This window comes from Anaerococcus hydrogenalis (genome assembly GCF_002871895.1).
Classification (GTDB): Bacteria; Bacillota; Clostridia; order Tissierellales; family Peptoniphilaceae; genus Anaerococcus; species Anaerococcus hydrogenalis.
In genome coordinates this window covers 174,866-190,056 of the sequence record NZ_PNHP01000001.1, presented here as the reverse complement: position 1 = coordinate 190,056, position 15,191 = coordinate 174,866, and the positions used below count along the sequence as shown (strand labels likewise).

Below are 15,191 nucleotides of genomic sequence, written 5' to 3'. Positions count from 1 at the left end.
TGTTATCTTTTTTTAAAAAAACTAAGGCATTTAAAAAGTTTTATAAATTAAAAATTCCCTCCTTATATGTACGGAGGGAAAATTTTATATGAATTTTTTTATTAATTCTTGTCTTGTTTCTTTTAATAGATATTTTGGAGCTATGTCTAATACTGTAAAGGCTCCTTTTTTATTTTCTTTTTTTAGCTTGTAGGCTGCCCTTGCGTAGGCTATGTTTACTGCTGCTGTAAAGTCTGGATTATTTTCTAAGACTAGGGACAATTCTATGGTTGATTGGTTTTGGTTTGGACTTTGTCCTACCCTAATTACTTTTCCCCCATGAGGCATGCCCTTATGATTTTTATTTAGTTCTTCTTGGCTTATGAAGTGGACTATGGTGTGGTATTTGTCAAAATAATTTGGTATTGATTTTATTTTTTCTTCTAGGTCTTTTTTGTCATAGCCTTCTTCTGCCACTGCAAAAACTTCTCTAATGTGGGCTGCTTCTGGAGTAAATTTTGGATTTTCTCCATTTTTTATTTTTTCAATAAATTCTTCTTTTGGAATTGTGTATTGGCTTGCATCTTTTATTCCTTCAATATTTCTTACTGCTGCAGAGTGACCTTGGCTTATGCCCTTACCCCAAAAAGTGTAAGTTTTTCCTTCTTCTAGAATGGCCTCTGAGTATGTTCTAATTATTGAAAATAAACCTGGATCCCAGCCTGTAGATATTATTGCTATTTTTTCATTTTCTTCTGCAAGCTTTCCCATTTTCTCTTCATATGACGGGATATTTTTGTGGGTATCAAAGCTATCTACTGTATTAAAATTTTTGATTAAGAGTGGAGCTTGGACTCTTATGTCCTTATCTGAGGATCCACAAAGAATCAAAACATCAATGTCATCTTTGAATTTTTCTATATTTTCTATTTTGTAAAAGCCGTCTTTTTTTATTTCTCTTCTTGAAAATATTCCTACAAGTTTCATATCTTCAGTTTTTTCTACTAATTTCTCACAAGATTTTCCTAAATTTCCGTAACCAACTATTCCTATTCTTATCATCTTATTCTCCTATATTTAATACATCTTTTATATCAATTAAGCCCTTTTTTTCTTTTATTATATATTTCGCAGCTTTTAATGATCCTAGGGCAAATATTTTTTTGCTTTGGGCATGGTGGGAAAGTTTTATGACTTCATCTTGACCTGCAAAAATAATTTCATGGTCTCCGTTTATTGTTCCTGCTCTTAGGGCATGGATGCCAACCTCGTTTGGATCTTTATTTTCTGTAAAGCCACTTCTTCCATAAATTTTTTCTAAATTTCCTCCCTTTGCTTGGTTTACTGCATCAAAAATCATATTTGCTGTACCACTTGGGGCATCTTTTTTCTTATTGTGGTGGGCTTCTATTATTTCTATATCAAATCCTTCTAATAGGTTTGCCAAAATTTTTGATACATAGACTATAACATTTACACCCAAGGAGTAATTTCCTGTTTGAATTATTGGGATTTTTTCACTGGCTTTTTTTATATTTCCTAGGTCTTTTTCATCATAACCTGTTGAAGCAAGGACTAGGGGAATTTTATTTTTTGTGGCATAGGTCAAAAGTTGATTTAGGCTATCTTTTGATGAGAAATCAATAATTACATCTGATTTTTCTTGAATTTTTTCAACGCTTATATCAACAATTTTTAATTTTTCTTCTTCTGTTAGGCAAGCGGCTTCTGCTGTTGTGCCAAGGGCAATTATTGCATCTGTATTATTTTTTAAATGAAAGTCTAATAAATTTTCATAAGACTTTTAATCTACGCTTTTATCATCGTTAAATGGGGTAATTATGGCAACCCCACTACCTTCGAATAACATTTATACTTCCAATAAAATTTCCGCATTTTCCACTGCATTTGTAGCTGCTCCTTTTCTTATATTATCAGCCACACACCATAAATTTATTCCATAACCAAGAGAATAGTCTCTTCTGATTCTTCCTACATAAACCTCATCATGGCCTGTAGCCTTTGTTGGTAGGGGATAAATTTCCTTTTCTATATCATCCATAAGAACTACGCCTTCTTGATTTTTTATTAAATTTTTAATCTCATCTAGGTCGAAATCCCTATCTAATTCTATATTTATTGAAATAGCGTGAGAATTTTCTACTGGAACTCTGGCTGTAGTTGCTGTAATTTTTAAATTTTCATCTCCAAGAATTTTTCTTGTTTCATTTATCATTTTTAGCTCTTCTTTTGTGTAGCCATTTTCTGTAAAATCATCTATTTGTGGGAGGACATTGTTGTAAATTTTGTACTTCCATTTTTTGTTTGTTTTATTGTACAAATCTTCCAAGGCCTTTTCTCCACCACCAGATACTGCTTGGTAAGTGTTATAGACAATTCTTTTTATTGAAAAATTGTCAAAAATAGGCTTAATTGCAAGAACTGATTGGATTGTTGAACAGTTTGGGTTTGCAATAAGCATGGTGTCCTTATTTATCTCATTTTTATTTATTTCTGGCACAACCAAGGGAGTATTTTTATCCATCCTGAAAAATGATGAATTGTCTACACATTTCACCTTATTTTCTATTGCTATTGGTATGTATTTTTCTGAAACTGATCCTCCAGCAGAAAAGATTGCTATATCAATGTCACCATCTGAGAATGAATTTTCATCTAATTTTTCTACTGTAATTTTTTCATTTTTAAAATCAAGCTTTTTTCCTGCACTTTTTTCACTTGCAAAGGCCCTTAAATTTTTGATTGGGAAATTTCTTTCTTCTAAAATTTCAAGAATCTTTCTTCCTACAAGTCCTGTTGCTCCAACTACTGCTACATTTAAATTTTCCATTATTGATCTCCTTTTTTATATTTCAAATCTCTTTTTATCAAATCTTCTAAACTTTGTCTTTTTACTGCACAATAATCTTTCCCATCTTCCACAAAAACAACTGCTGGTTTAAGGAGTTTATTATAATTAGAACTCATGGAATAGGTATAGGCTCCTGCAAAGAGAACTAATAATAAATCATCCCTTTCTACTTTTGCAAGCTTAACTTTTTCTATCAATATATCTCCCGATTCGCAAAGTTTTCCACCAACCCTATAGGTTTGATTTTTTTCATTATCTAGTTTGTTGGCAAGGATAGCAGAATATCTTGCCCCATAAAGGCTTGGTCTAATATTATCTGATATTCCTCCATCAACAAAAATCAAGGGATAGCCTTCCATTGTGACTTTTGTTGAACCAACCCTATAAAGAATTGAGCCTGCTTTTGAAATCAAAGATCTTCCTGGTTCTATGGAAAGATTTGTAATAGAAAGTTTATTTTTTTCAAACAAGTCTTCCATAAAAACAATCAAACCTTTAAGAAATTTTTCCAAATCAAGGTCCTCATCTTGAAGATTTTCCCTAGTTCCAAATCCTCCTCCCAAGTTTAAGTGGGAAAAACATTTCTTAAATTTATCTTGGATATTTTTTGTAAAATCAGCCATAATTTTTGCTTCTTCCTTGAAAAATTCCAAGTTTTTAACCTTACTTCCAATGTGGGCATGAAAGCCTAGAAGATTGATGTTTGGGTTTTCTATTATCTTTTCTATAATTTTTTCTGTATTTTCATCTCTAATATTTAGTCCAAATTTTGAATCTGCATTTGAAGTTTGGATAAATTTGTGGGTGTCTGTTTTTTCATCTGGGTTTATCCTTAATAGGCAAGATGTTTTTTTCTTTTTCTCTTTTAAAATTTTATCTAATAAATAATATTCATCTTCTGAATCAATAATTATTAGGCTAATATCATTATCTATTGCATATATCAATTCTTCTTTTGTCTTATTATTTCCATGAAAATGAATATTTGCTCCTTTGATGCCAGCCTTTAAGGCTACAAAAATTTCTTCTTTGGATACGCAATCAAAAACAAGTTTATATTCATTTAAAAGTCCTAAGACATAAAGGTTTGAAAAGGCCTTGGTCGCATAAATTATTTCTGTATCAAATTTTTCTTATTTAAAATTTTCTACAAAAGATGATGCCGTATCTTTTATGAGTTTTTGATCGTATATGTAAAGGGGCGTCTTGTATTTTTGGGCAAGTTTTTCTACACTTACTCCCCCAATTTCTAATAAGCCCTTATTATTTTTAAAGTTGTTTTCTAACATAAATCCTCCATCAGATTTAATAAATTAAATCTTTAAAGCAAATTTTTAAAAAAATCGTGAGCAAAAGGCCCACGATTCCTTTCGCCGCAACATAGTAAGTCCTCCAATAAGATTTGGCATATTCTTATTGACAGTTGTATCCATATTTTGAATACAACCAACGCCATGGGCATTTCGGCGGTTATGCCTTTCAATCTTTACTAATCATAACCGCAACCTCTTGACTATATTGTTAAGTTGTTATGTAATAATTTATCATTAATATTCACATTCGTCAAATAAATCATGGATTTTATTTAAAAAAATTCATAATTATATTTTAATCTTGCATATTTAGGGAAATGTAAGGATTATTTTTTATAAAAAATCTATAGGACAAGTCCCTAGCTTCTTTTGCATAATCAATTCCAACCCTCCTGTCGACGGAAATTTCAAATGAAGAATCTGCATCTTCTATATATAAATTTTTTCCAAAAATATCTTTTCCATTAAGGCTCTTATCAATTAAAAGGGCCTTGGTAAGTTTGGCAGGGCCATTTGTTAAATTCTTTTTTTGATATGATGATAAATCCTTGTAATCTTTCTTAAACCTATTTTGGCTAAAAATATTTAAATCTGATAAGGGTTCGACTGCCCTTATCAAAACTCCCTCTGGAATATTTTCTCCAACACTTGAAATATTTAATAAAAAATGAATTCCATAAGTTTGGTAAACATATAAGGTCCCACAATCCATATATAAAATTTTATTTCTCTCAGTTTTATTATTATTAAAAGTGTGGCAGGCCCTGTCCTTTATTCCAAGATAAGCCTCAGTTTCAACAATTTTGGCCTTCATTATTTTATCATTAACCCTCCTAACCATTATTTTTCCTAATAAATCTTTGGCAAGAGATAGGGTATCTTTTTTATAAAAATTTTTTTCTAACATACTTCCTCCTCTATCAATTTTATAATAAAATTAAAAAATAATCAGAAATATTTTTAAAATTGTGTTATATTAGAAATATCATGTATAATAATTTTAAAAATTTAATAAATAATTAGAAAGGAATAAGTATGAAAAAATGTGCAAATTTGGGGGCTCATCTGTGGCCAACGCCGAACAAATAAAAAAAGTTTGTAATATAGTTTTGTCTGATGAAAGCATAAGGGCAGTAACTGTTTCTGCTCCAGGAAAAAGATTTGATGAAGACATAAAAGTTACCGATATGTTGATAGACTTATATGAAAAATTTAGAAATAAGGATCCAAAATACAAGGATAGCCTAGAAGCAGTTATAAAAAGATACCAAGAAATTGTAAATGATTTAAAGCTTGATGAAAAAATTTTACAAGATTATAGGGATATTTTAAATTCTTATTTGGAAAACATAGAGGATTCTTTTTATTTAGAAAATGCAATCAAGGCTTGTGGGGAAGATTTTAATGCTAGACTAATTGCAAAATACATAAAATCTTTAGGAATAAATTGTGCTTATCTTTCTCCAAAAGATGCTGGGATATTAGTTGAACACACCCTAAGTGAGCCTGTAATTTTAGAAAAAACTTATGAAAATTTAAATAAATTTAAGGATAGGGATGAGCTTTTTATTATACCAGGATTTTTTGCCTATACTCCTCAGGGAAAAATTATAACCTTCCAAAGGGGTGGATCTGATATAACAGGTTCTATAATTGCAAGGGGCCTTGACTGTGACATTTATGAAAATTATACAGATATGTCCTATATTTATACTGCCCACCCAAAATTAATTGAAAATCCAAAAGAGATTACAAATATTACCTATAAGGAGATGAGAGAGCTATCCTACAATGGTTTTGAGATTTTCCAAGAAGATGCTGTTGCTCCCTTACTTTCTCACAATATAAAAATCCATGTAAAAAATACAAATGATCCTAATAATGGTGGGACAATTATTGAGACAAAAAGAGAAGACGTCGGTCAAAATCCAATAATAGGAATTTCAAATGTTGGTGACTTTATTGCCTTTAATATTACTGAATATTTGATGAATAAAAAGATTGGATATATTAATAAACTTTTGGATATTTTCGAATACCAACATATACCAGTTGAGCATATTCCAACAGGAATAGACTCTCTTGCAATTTTGGTTAGGAAAAAATATATAAGCTCTGAATTTCAAATGCAAAATATATTAAATACAATAAAGGCAAACTTCTCCTTTGATGAATTTGAAATTATAGATGATATTTCTGCAATTGCTATAGTTGGAGAAGGCCTAAGCCAAAGGGTAGGAAATACCCTTTATAAAATTTCAAAAGTTTTGTATGAAGAAGATATAAAACTTGAGTCTATAATTCAAGGAGCAAGCAAAAATTCTGTCTTTGTCTTTATAAACAAAAAATATGAAAAAATTGCCATAGAAAAACTATACAAGGAATTTTTTCAATAAAAAAATCTTGTAAAAACAAGATTTCAGACTTTTGACAAAGTAAACAAATCCTCACGCTAAGAATAGCATACGGAAAAAATTGATTTGATTTCAAATTTAAAAATTCGTCAAAAATCGCACTCTAAAATTTAAAGCTATGATTATTTATTAAATAAATTAAATTCAATTAGATTTTAATTCTTAGTTTTATTCCGAGGGATAAATATTAAAATCGTGCCACTGGCACAATTTTAAGCTATTTATCTGTCCTCGCCTTAGCGAGTTTGCGATTTTAGAATTTTAAAATTTAGAAATCAATAATTTTGGGAGTTAGATATTCGTGCTTGAGGGTTTGTCTACGCTATGAATCTTTTATAAAACAAGATTTTAAATATTTTTAATTATAGTTTCTATATCAGATGGAGAATCTGCAATAAAACTTGCATTTTTATATTCTTCATCTTTTCCATATCCATAAGATGCTGCAATAGTTTTAATACCTAAATCAAAACCAGCATCTATATCATAAGACCTATCACCTATCATAAGGGATTGGTCTTTTTTTAACTTATTTCCTATTATTATATTTTCCAATACTTTTTTCTTAGTATTTAAGATATCTGTAGATCCTTCTACATAGGAAAAATATTGTAAAATTCCATAAGATTCTAAAACTTCAAGACTTGAATTTCTGCCCTTGCTTGTAGCTAGATAAATTTTATAATCCTTATCATATAAGTTTTTAATCACATCTTTCATACCATCATAAATAGATGCCTGGTATTTTCCTTTTTCAAAATAATATGACCTATAAAATTCTACCCCATCATCTGCCAAGTCTTCCCCTAATTCCTTTACAAAAGAATCTCTCAAAGGAGGACCAATATATTTAAATAATTCATCCCTATCATAAGCCTTACCCATCTTGTCCAAGGCATATTCAAAAGCATTCAAAATCCCATCAGCTGACTTTGAAATTGTACCATCAAGGTCAAAAATAATATTTTTTATCATAAATAATCCTTTCTATCTAGTATTTATCTTACGATATTTTTTAATTTATAAAAGCACTAAAAATTTTTACAAAAAAAGAAGTAGTAAAACTACTTCTCAGAGCGTAGACAAAGTATGAATTCAGCTAATATTTTATTTCGAAATAAAAATTAAGCTAAGTACCATCTCGACTAAGTGAGTGAAACGAACGCATGGAGAGATCTCATGAGATTTCTCGACTCACTACGTTCGCTCGAAATGGCTGAAAATTTAGTTTGTCAACAGTATGAGAATTAGTAAAACTACTTCTTAAAGTTTATTAATAAATTTTTGCTCCAGCTGGAATATTATTTTTCAAAATTATTAGGTTTAGTTTTTCTTCCCCATCTTTTTCATGGATAGCTGATAAAATCATTCCACATGAATCTATTCCCATCATTTTTCTTGGAGGAAGATTTGTAATTGCTAGAAGTGTTTTTCCAACTAATTCTTCAGGACTATAGTAAGCCTTTATGCCTGATAAGATAGTTCTATTTTTTCCACTTCCATCATCAAGAGTAAATTCTAACAATTTTTTAGATTTTGGAACTTCTTTACAATCTAAAACTTTTACAGCCCTAAAATCTGATTTTGAAAATGTTTCAAAATCTACTTGATCTTCAAATAAATCTTCTACAACAACATTAGTAAAATCTATTTCTTCTGCTGCTTCTTCAATTGAATGTTGATTTTTCTCTATTGCTTTTTTCTCTTCACCTATTGGCTTCATTGTTGGGAAAAGTAGGACGTCTCTGATTGAATGTTGACCTGTAAGAATCATAATTAACCTATCAATTCCGATTCCAAGTCCACCTGTTGGAGGCATACCAACTTCAAGAGCATTTACAAAGTCATAATCCATCATTTGAGCTTCGTCATCGCCTGCTTCTCTTTTTGCTACTTGATCTAAGAATCTTTCTTTTTGATCAACAGCATCATTTAATTCTGAGAAGGCATTTGCAATTTCTGAACCATTTATAAAGGCTTCAAACCTATAAGTTAAGCTAGGATCATCATTTTTTCTTTTTGCAAGTGGAGAAATTTCTACAGGATAATCAACTATAAATGTAGGTTGGATAAGTTTTTCTTCAACAAATTCATCGAAAAATTCTGCAATGATTTCTCCTCTTGAATCCTTAACTTCTATATTTTTTTCTTTAGCAATCTTTACTGCATCTTCGTATTCTGTAATTTCGTTAAAGTCTACTCCAGAGAATTCTTTTACGGCATCAATCATAGAAACTCTTCTCCAAGGAGCCTTAAGTTCTATTTCATTTCCGTCAAATTCAACAACTGTTGATCCCTTAACTTTATTTGCTACATATTCTACCATAGTTTCTGTGATTTCCATCATATCTTCAAAATCACCATAGGCTTGGTATAATTCCATAGTTGTAAATTCTGGGTTATGGGTAGCATCCATTCCTTCGTTTCTAAACATTCTGCCTATTTCATAAACCTTATCAAATCCACCAACTATCAATCTTTTTAGATAAAGCTCTGATGCAATTCTTAAATACATACCTATATCTAAACTATTGTGGTGAGTTATAAATGGTCTTGCTGTAGCTCCACCTGCTATGGTATTTAAAATTGGAGTTTCTACTTCCAAGAAGCCTCTGTTTTCTAAAAATCTTCTGATTTCAGAAATTATTTTACTTCTAAGAACAAATACATCTTTTACTTCTGGATTTACAATTAAATCAACATATCTTTGCCTATATCTAATGTCAGGGTCTTTTAATCCGTGCCATTTTTCTGGTAAAATTTGTAAAGATTTAGTCAATAAATCTGCATGTTCTGTTTCAATTGAAACTTCCCCTTGGTTAGTTTTAAAAACTTTACCTTCAATTCCAATCAAATCTCCAATGTCATAGCCCTTTGTTTCTTTAAAATTATCACCCATAACATTTTTACGATTTACAACTTGAATTTGACCAAGAGAATCTTGTACATCCATAAAGCTCATATTACCATGACCACGTCTAGCCATAATTCTACCAGCTACTCTTACAACTTTTCCTTCAAATTCTTCAAAATTATCTTTAATTTCTTTTGATAGGGTTCTATTTCTAAAATTTACAATTGCGTGAGGATTTTTGCCGTCAGCTTTTAATTTTTCTAGCTTTTCTCTTCTTATTTGAAGCATTTCATTTAGGTCTTGATTTTTATTTGCCATATTCACTCCTATCTTATTTCTTTAATTGTGTAATAGCACTTTCCGTTTGGTGTAGCTACTTCTACCTTATCCCCTTTTTTCTTTCCAATCAAGGCTTCACCAACTGGTGATTCATTAGAAATAAATCCTTCAAGTGGGTTAGATTCTGCAGTTCCTACAATTTTATATTCAAAATCTTCGTCAAATTCTTCATCGTGAATTAATACTTTACTTCCTACACTTACTTCATCTTTATTTGTAGAATCTTCAAAAGTTTTTGCATGTCTTATCATATCCTCAACTTTTGCAATTCTTGATTCTACTTCACCTTGTTCATTTTTCGCTTCGTCATAATCAGCATTTTCAGAAAGGTCTCCAAATGATCTTGCTTCTTTAATTTTTTCAGCAATTTCTGGTCTTCTTTTTGTTTTTAAATATTCTAATTCGTCTTGTAGTTTTTGTAAATATTCTTTTGATAGAATTACTTCTTTTTGTTCTGTCATTTTCTCATCCTTTCAGTGTGGATTTATAATTTTCAAGCTCATCCATCACTTCATCTATTGTTTTTAATTTATTAACCAAATCACGTATTTTACTAGAATTTTCAAGTCCTTTTATATACCATGATAGGTGTTTTCTCATTTGTGTGACTACTAATTTTTCTTCTTTATATTTTAATTCCAACTTGTATTGGTCTATAAGTTGATCAACTATTTCTATGGGGCTTGGCTTATTATAATTTCCTGTTTTTATATAATCTTTTATCTCTTTAAACAAGAAAGGATTACCCATAGCTCCTCTTGCAAGCATAACTCCATCAGCTTTTGTAAGATCAATTACCTTTATAAAGTCTTCTACTGAAAAAATATCCCCATTAGCTATAACTGGAATTTGTAGATTTTCTTTTAATTTTCTTATATGATCCCAGTTTGCATGTCCAGAGTACATTTGATCTTTTGTTCTTGCGTGCAAAATTACATAATCAATTCCTGTATCTTGGGCAATTTTCCCTATGTCTAGGTAATTTATATGTTTATCGTCAATTCCTAGCCTAAATTTTATATTTAATTTTTTGTCAGTAGATTTTCTCAAAGTTTTACAAATTTCCTCAACTAATTTTGGATTTGCCATAAGTTGACTTCCCTCACCATTTTTTGTGATTTTTGCAACGGGACAACCCATATTAAAGGAAATTTCTTTGGAACTGTCTATATAATTTATTTTGTCTTTAATTACTTTTTCTATTACTTCAGGTTTTGATCCAAATAATTGTATGTTACAATTTTTTTCATTTTCTGAAATAAAAAGAAGATCATTAGTCTTCTTGTTATCATAATATAGGGCGTTTACTGATACCATTTCTGTAAATGTTTTGTCTGCCCCATATTTTTCTGAGATCAACCTAAAACCAACATCTGAAACTCCAGCCAAGGGAGCAAGCATTATTTGTTTATTTTTTAATTGTTCTCTCATATATTAATCTTAAGCCTTCTAAAGTAAGATCATTTTCTACTATTTCTATATATCTTGATTCTGATGCCAGAAGTTCTGAATAGCCTCCTGTTGAAACTATTTTTATTTCTTCTTTTGATATCTTCTCTTTTTTTATAATTTCTTTTATTAGTTGTTCGATTATTCCATCTATTAGACCAATATATCCAAAAATCATTCCAGCATTAATAGCCTCTGTTGTGCTTTTTGCAATGGCTGTTTTTGGATCATGAAGTTCAATTCTTGGAAGTTGAGCTGTTCTATTTATCAAAGCATCAAGACTTGTTTTAAGTCCCGGAGCAATTGATCCTCCCAAGTATTGGCCTTTTTTATTTACAACATCAAAGGTTGATGCCGTTCCAAGATCTACTACTATAGTAGGTCCACCATACATTTCATAAGCTGCAACAGCATCTACAATCCTATCAGCTCCAACTTCTCTTGGATTATCATATTTTATATCAATTCCAGTTTTTGTTCCTATTCCTACAATTATTGCTTCTCTGCCAAAAAATTTCCTATTTGCAGATTGCCATGAATATAAAACATCTGGAGCTACTGATGAGATGATTGTATCTTCTATATTATCCTTATCAATTTTGTGGATTGCAAGAATATTATATAAAATTTGCACTAATTCATCGCTAGTTACAACTTGATTTGTAGTTATCCTAAATTTTGTTTTTAATTTCTTTTTATTGTAAACGCCAATTACTGTATTTGTATTGCCGACATCTACTACTAGTAGCATATTTTCTCCTAAATTTCTATAATCTAAACATTAACTCTTTTATGATACATCATCTTGCCCATTATTTCAAGATTACTTGCCTAGTTTGTATTTTCTAATTAGATTATTTATTTCATTTATATCTTCTTTTTTAACTTGGGTTGATTCTTGACTTTCTTGATGGTCTTTTTTTGTTAGAATAACTAAATTTCCACGTTCTTTGTCAAAGCCCCATCTTTTTAATTGTTTATAAGTAAAGAAAGAATCATTTAATAAAATTCCGTTTTCAGCAATATATATTTTTGTCTTTGTATTTAGGAAAAATACAAGGCCCATAACTATCATTACAGATGCTGTCATCAAGGCTGATTTATTATTTGTTTTTATACCTTGGTATAGGTTTATTGCACCTGTTAAAATTAAAAGTCCAAATAAAATATACTCCATTGTACTTGATCTTTTACCAAAACTACTTACCTGACCTTCTAAATTTTTCTTGGATTTAATGCTTTTAAAAAATTTATATCCAAGCCAAGCTATAAGTCCTAAATAAATTAATATTATGAATCTGTCAAATTGATTGTTCATATTTCCTCCTATTTTTTATTTTAACTTAAAAAATAAGGCTTTTTTCAAAAATGAAATAAAGCCAATTTTTTTAAAATTTCTAATCTTTATCTTACTCGTAAACTTCTCTTTTCAAAACTCCAATAAAAGGTAAGTTTCTATATTTTTGTTGGTAATCAAGTCCATATCCTACTACAAATTCGTTTGGAATTTTAAAACCTGTCCAATCTGGTTTTATCTCTATAACCCTTCTTTCAGGTTTATCCAATAGGGTAATAATTTTTACAGAATTTGCTCCTCTTTTTATTAGAGAATGTCTTAGGGCATCAAGAGTTCTTCCTGTATCAATTATATCTTCTACTATCAAAACTTCTTTTCCAGAAATATCAGTGTCCAAATCTTTTATTATTTTTACATTACCAGATGATTCTGTCCCATCTGCATATGAAGATACATCCATAAATTCTAAGGTACAATTGATTTTAATACTTTTGGCAAGTTGGGCCATAAACATAATTGAGCCTTTCAAAATTCCTACAAGTACCAATTCGTTTTTGTCCTCGTAATATTCATTTACCTGATTTGCAAGTTTTTTTATCCTTTTATTTAAGCTTTCCTCATCAATTAGCACTTGGTCTATAATTTCTTCTAAATCGGTTTTCATAACTCCTCCACACTTACCATTAAAATTTTTTTACTTTTTTCACTTACCTTAAAATCCTCACTTCGTCTTTTACCCACAATAAGACAAAGCTTATCATTAATAAATAAAAGTGGAATCTTATCTCTCAAATTTTTATCAACTTTTTCATCTATAAAATAATTTTTGAGCTTTTTTCTCTTACCATCTTTAAGGTAGGTAAAATAATCTCCATTTATCCTATACCTTACCTTAATTGAAATATCATCCAAATCATCAAGAGCAAAAAATTCTCTTTTCCCCTTTTCAATTTTTTTATATATTTCATAAGATATTATACTTGTTTTAAACTTAAAAGAGTTGAAAATTTTATCATCATTAATTGTCAAATATATTTCTTTTTGATTTTTCTCTTTATTTTCTTTTTCTTTTATAAAAAAGTCATAAGTCTTATAATTTTTTTGTAAGGTTAAATTGTTTTTTATTATTTTTTTACCAGTATCAAGATCTGTAATTTTAAGTAACTCTTCTATATTTATCTTTGAAAAATCTTTAATATTTCCATATAAAACAAAAATAGCCCTTCTTATAAGTCTCATTTTTAAAGGATCTGATAGGTTCTCAAATTTTATTTTATCAAAACTTAATTTGTTTTTTACTTTTTTTACAAGAATTTTTTCAAAAATATCATCTTCTATATCTTTTAAGATTTCATAGTCATTTTTTGAAACTTCCGATAAATTAACCAAGGACTTTTTGAAATTAGGATTTATTTTTTCAATTTGTGGTATTATATCAAGTCTTATCTTATTTCTTGTGTAGTCTCTTTGTAAATTTGTGTAGTCTATATGGTAGTCTATCTTATTATAGTCCAAAAATTTTAGAATTTGGCTTTTTTTAAAATCCATTATAGGCCTTATTATAGGGCCATTTTTATAATACATAGCCTTTAGCCCATCAAGGCCTGAACCTCTAATAATTCTCATTAGAACAGTCTCAGCTTGGTCATCCATATTATGGGCTACCGCAATTTTTGCATTTTTATAATTTTTTTTAAGAGAATTAAAAAATTCATACCTTAATATTCTACCAGCATTTTCTGATGAAATTTTTTTCTCTTTAGCATAATCATCCATAGATTTGTGGGAAACATAAGTTTTAAGAGATAATTTTTTCCCAGTTTCTATTACCAAATTCTCATCATCAATCGCATCTTGTCTATGCATATGGTTTAAGTGAGCAAGGATGATATCAATCTTATAAAAATCTTTTAACTCATTTAACAAATAGATTAAAAATTGGCTATCAGGTCCCCCACTTGCCCCAACAATTATGGTATCATTTTCTTCAATAAGCCTATGTTTTTCTACAGTATTTTTAAAGCTACTTATTATTTTCGTCTTTGTACACATACTCGTCTTTCTTAATCATTCCAAGCTTTTCTCTAGCTATTTTTTCCTTAAAGTCATCTGTGTTTCTATTTTCATAGTCTTTTTTTATAGTATCTATTTCTTTTTTAACCTTGGAAATTTTTGTATTTGTCTCGGTAATATTTTCTTTTAAACTAAGTCTTTGCCTGTTCATATTCTTATTAAAGGCTCTTGTTAGAAAAAATGTTAAAATAAATACAAGAAAAACCATGATTAAAAATCTGGTATTTTTTTTAGACCTATTTTTTATATATCTTTCGTACTTATTCATCTATAACCTCAAACATCTCACCAGCATCGTTTTTCTTAGCCCCATCAATTAGGTCTAAAACCTTAACCTTGAGATTTCTTTTTCCAAAGCTTACTTCTATAATATCACCAGGATTTACATTTGTACCCGCCTTGGCAATATCACCATTGATTTTTACTCTTTCATTTAGGCAGGCATTCTTTGCAACTTGTCTTCTTTTAATTATTCTTGAATTTTTTAAAAACTTATCTATTCTCATTTAATCACCTTAGCTTATTATAACAAATATTAACCCTTTTAGTCCATTATAAAACAATTTCACAAATTATTAATTATAGTATAATGACAATGGTG

The 15,191-nt window shown here is 29.5% G+C and carries 16 protein-coding genes, 1 pseudogene and 1 riboswitch; of the genes and pseudogenes, 1 reads left to right on the top strand and 16 read right to left on the bottom strand.

Annotation, left to right across the window (positions count from 1 at the left end; translation table 11 throughout):
* Nucleotides 1-84 precede the first annotated feature (84 nt).
* From CJ192_RS00885 to CJ192_RS00865, 6 genes and pseudogenes are all read right to left on the bottom strand, one after another.
* A complete protein-coding gene (locus CJ192_RS00885) occupies nt 85-1,041 on the bottom strand; it encodes a diaminopimelate dehydrogenase (protein WP_102197416.1) in 957 nt (318 codons plus the stop codon).
* Between the two features lies 1 nt (nt 1,042).
* Nucleotides 1,043-1,768, bottom strand: a pseudogene (dapB, locus tag CJ192_RS00880) (4-hydroxy-tetrahydrodipicolinate reductase); the annotation flags it as partial.
* 81 nt (nt 1,769-1,849) lie between these two features.
* Nucleotides 1,850-2,830: an aspartate-semialdehyde dehydrogenase gene (locus CJ192_RS00875; RefSeq protein WP_102197414.1), complete on the bottom strand. Its 981-nt coding sequence runs from the start codon at nt 2,828-2,830 to the stop codon at nt 1,850-1,852.
* On the bottom strand, nt 2,830-3,963 hold the full coding sequence (gene lysA / locus CJ192_RS00870; RefSeq protein ID WP_244897268.1) for a diaminopimelate decarboxylase: 1,134 nt from the start codon (nt 3,961-3,963) through the stop codon (nt 2,830-2,832). Before lysA ends, CJ192_RS00875 begins: the two co-directional genes overlap by 1 nt.
* A 21-nt stretch (nt 3,964-3,984) precedes the next feature.
* A complete protein-coding gene (locus CJ192_RS09250) occupies nt 3,985-4,140 on the bottom strand; it encodes a hypothetical protein (protein ID WP_004818930.1) in 156 nt (51 codons plus the stop codon).
* An 88-nt stretch (nt 4,141-4,228) separates the two neighbouring features.
* Nucleotides 4,229-4,371, bottom strand: a riboswitch (Lysine riboswitch).
* Between the two features lie 88 nt (nt 4,372-4,459).
* On the bottom strand, nt 4,460-5,071 hold the full coding sequence (locus tag CJ192_RS00865) for a DNA-3-methyladenine glycosylase (RefSeq protein ID WP_004818874.1): 612 nt from the start codon (nt 5,069-5,071) through the stop codon (nt 4,460-4,462).
* A 136-nt stretch (nt 5,072-5,207) separates the two neighbouring features.
* Between CJ192_RS00865 and CJ192_RS00860 the strand changes: the two genes are divergently transcribed.
* A complete protein-coding gene (locus tag CJ192_RS00860; RefSeq protein ID WP_102197412.1) occupies nt 5,208-6,560 on the top strand; it encodes an aspartate kinase in 1,353 nt (450 codons plus the stop codon).
* 366 nt (nt 6,561-6,926) lie between these two features.
* On the opposite strand, the gene CJ192_RS00855 is transcribed toward CJ192_RS00860, so the two are convergent.
* The 10 genes from CJ192_RS00855 to CJ192_RS00810 form a co-directional block, all read right to left on the bottom strand.
* Entirely contained in the window at nt 6,927-7,553 is a 627-nt protein-coding gene (locus CJ192_RS00855; RefSeq protein ID WP_102197411.1) for an HAD-IA family hydrolase, read from the bottom strand.
* Nucleotides 7,554-7,851: 298 nt separating this feature from the next.
* Entirely contained in the window at nt 7,852-9,750 is a 1,899-nt protein-coding gene (lysS, locus tag CJ192_RS00850; protein WP_102197410.1) for a lysine--tRNA ligase, read from the bottom strand.
* A gap of 8 nt (nt 9,751-9,758) precedes the next feature.
* Entirely contained in the window at nt 9,759-10,232 is a 474-nt protein-coding gene (greA, locus tag CJ192_RS00845; protein WP_004814098.1) for a transcription elongation factor GreA, read from the bottom strand.
* 4 nt (nt 10,233-10,236) lie between these two features.
* Complete coding sequence (dusB, locus tag CJ192_RS00840; protein WP_102197409.1) at nt 10,237-11,202, bottom strand: tRNA dihydrouridine synthase DusB; 966 nt, start codon at nt 11,200-11,202, stop codon at nt 10,237-10,239.
* On the bottom strand, nt 11,180-11,971 hold the full coding sequence (locus CJ192_RS00835; protein WP_004814104.1) for a type III pantothenate kinase: 792 nt from the start codon (nt 11,969-11,971) through the stop codon (nt 11,180-11,182). The genes dusB and CJ192_RS00835 overlap by 23 nt, the downstream gene beginning before the upstream one ends.
* 72 nt (nt 11,972-12,043) lie before the next feature.
* Nucleotides 12,044-12,538: a DUF5673 domain-containing protein gene (locus CJ192_RS00830; protein WP_102197408.1), complete on the bottom strand. Its 495-nt coding sequence runs from the start codon at nt 12,536-12,538 to the stop codon at nt 12,044-12,046.
* Nucleotides 12,539-12,629: 91 nt separating this feature from the next.
* Nucleotides 12,630-13,181, bottom strand: coding sequence for a hypoxanthine phosphoribosyltransferase (hpt, locus tag CJ192_RS00825; RefSeq protein ID WP_102197407.1), 552 nt, complete (start codon nt 13,179-13,181; stop codon nt 12,630-12,632).
* A complete protein-coding gene (gene tilS / locus CJ192_RS00820) occupies nt 13,178-14,569 on the bottom strand; it encodes a tRNA lysidine(34) synthetase TilS (protein WP_102197406.1) in 1,392 nt (463 codons plus the stop codon). Before tilS ends, hpt begins: the two co-directional genes overlap by 4 nt.
* Nucleotides 14,541-14,858: an FtsB family cell division protein gene (locus CJ192_RS00815; RefSeq protein WP_102197405.1), complete on the bottom strand. Its 318-nt coding sequence runs from the start codon at nt 14,856-14,858 to the stop codon at nt 14,541-14,543. Before CJ192_RS00815 ends, tilS begins: the two co-directional genes overlap by 29 nt.
* A complete protein-coding gene (locus tag CJ192_RS00810) occupies nt 14,851-15,096 on the bottom strand; it encodes an RNA-binding S4 domain-containing protein (protein WP_102197404.1) in 246 nt (81 codons plus the stop codon). Before CJ192_RS00810 ends, CJ192_RS00815 begins: the two co-directional genes overlap by 8 nt.
* Nucleotides 15,097-15,191 lie beyond the last annotated feature (95 nt).